Here is a 1732-nt window from a genome sequence, read left to right as displayed (position 1 = left end):
AACAAACGTGGTAAATTAGAAGACGCGTTGGGAGAGGGGTCATTGAAAAATGGATAGCAGTCCTGGAGAAGAAGAGTCAGAGGAAAATCTGAAATGGGTGTTGAATAGACATTCATGGAGGGTTTGATCCTGGCTCAGGGTGAACGCTGGCGGCGTGCCTTACACATGCAAGTCGAGCGAAGCTGCTGGTGGAATCCTTTCGGGGAGGAAGCCAGTAGACTGAGCGGCGGACGGGTGAGTAACGCGTAGGTGACCTACCCCTCAGAGGGGGATAACTGGGGGAAACCTCAGCTAATACCCCATACGTTCCTACCTATAAGCAGGTAGGAAGAAAGGGAGCAATAGCTCTGCTGAGGGAGGGGCCTGCGACCCATCAGGTAGTTGGTGAGGTAACGGCTCACCAAGCCTACGACGGGTAGCCGGTCTGAGAGGATGGCCGGCCACAAGGGCACTGAGACACGGGCCCTACTCCTACGGGAGGCAGCAGTGGGGGATTTTGGACAATGGGCGAAAGCCTGATCCAGCGACGCCGCGTGCGGGACGAAGCCCTTCGGGGTGTAAACCGCTGTGGTGGGAGACGAATAAGGTGAGGAGTGGAAAGCCTCACTGATGACGGTATCCCACTAGAAAGCCCCGGCTAACTACGTGCCAGCAGCCGCGGTAATACGTAGGGGGCGAGCGTTACCCGGATTTACTGGGCGTAAAGGGGGCGTAGGCGGCCGTGAAAGTCCGGTGTGAAAACTCACGGCTCAACCGTGGGACTGCGCTGGAAACTACACGGCTTGAGGACGGTAGAGGGAGACGGAACTGCTGGTGTAGGGGTGAAATCCGTAGATATCAGCAGGAACGCCGGTGGAGAAGTCGGTCTCCTGGGCCGTTCCTGACGCTGAGGCCCGAAAGCTAGGGGAGCAAACCGGATTAGATACCCGGGTAGTCCTAGCCGTAAACGATGCCCACTAGGTGTGGGGGAGTAATTCCTCCGTGCTGAAGCTAACGCGATAAGTGGGCCGCCTGGGGAGTATGCCCGCAAGGGTGAAACTCAAAGGAATTGACGGGACCCCGCACAAGCGGTGGAGCGTGTGGTTTAATTGGACGCTAAGCCAAGAACCTTACCAGGGCTTGACATGCTGGTGGTACTGACCCGAAAGGGGAGGGACCTGTGGCGTTAGTCACGGGAGCCAGCACAGGTGGTGCACGGTCGTCGTCAGCTCGTGCCGTGAGGTGTTGGGTTAAGTCCCGCAACGAGCGCAACCCCTGCCCTTAGTTGCCAGCGGTTCGGCCGGGCACTCTAAGGGGACTGCCGGCGACGAGCCGGAGGAAGGAGGGGATGACGTCAGATACTCGTGCCCCTTATGCCCTGGGCGACACACGCGCTACAATGGGTGGGACAGCGGGAAGCGAGCCAGCGATGGTGAGCGAAGCCCTTAAACCCACCCTCAGTTCGGATTGCAGGCTGAAACCCGCCTGCATGAAGCCGGAATCGCTAGTAATCGCGGATCAGCCACGCCGCGGTGAATACGTTCCCGGGGTTTGTACACACCGCCCGTCACGCCACCCGAGTTGGCAGCGCCCGAAGATGGGTACTCCAACCGAAAGGGGGAGGCCTATTGAGGGCGAGGCTGGCGAGGGGGGCGAAGTCGTAACAAGGTAGGTGTACCGGAAGGTGCGCCTGGATCACCTCCTTTCTAAGGAGTAAAAAAATAATCAGGACTGCTATCCATTTTTGAGTGGC

At 58.5% G+C, this 1732-nt stretch carries 1 rRNA gene; it reads left to right on the top strand.

Going from position 1 to position 1732, the window contains the following annotated elements:
• The first annotated feature begins 111 nt into the window (after window positions 1-111).
• Window positions 112-1685 (top strand): 16S ribosomal RNA (locus tag OB7_RS09770).
• Window positions 1686-1732: the final 47 nt, after the last annotated feature.

Origin of the sequence: Thermosipho africanus Ob7 (genome assembly GCF_003351105.1) — a bacterium.
Taxonomy (GTDB): domain Bacteria; phylum Thermotogota; class Thermotogae; order Thermotogales; family Fervidobacteriaceae; genus Thermosipho; species Thermosipho africanus.
The sequence above is the reverse complement of the archived record's forward strand: the minus strand, read 5'-3'. Positions and strand labels throughout refer to the sequence as shown.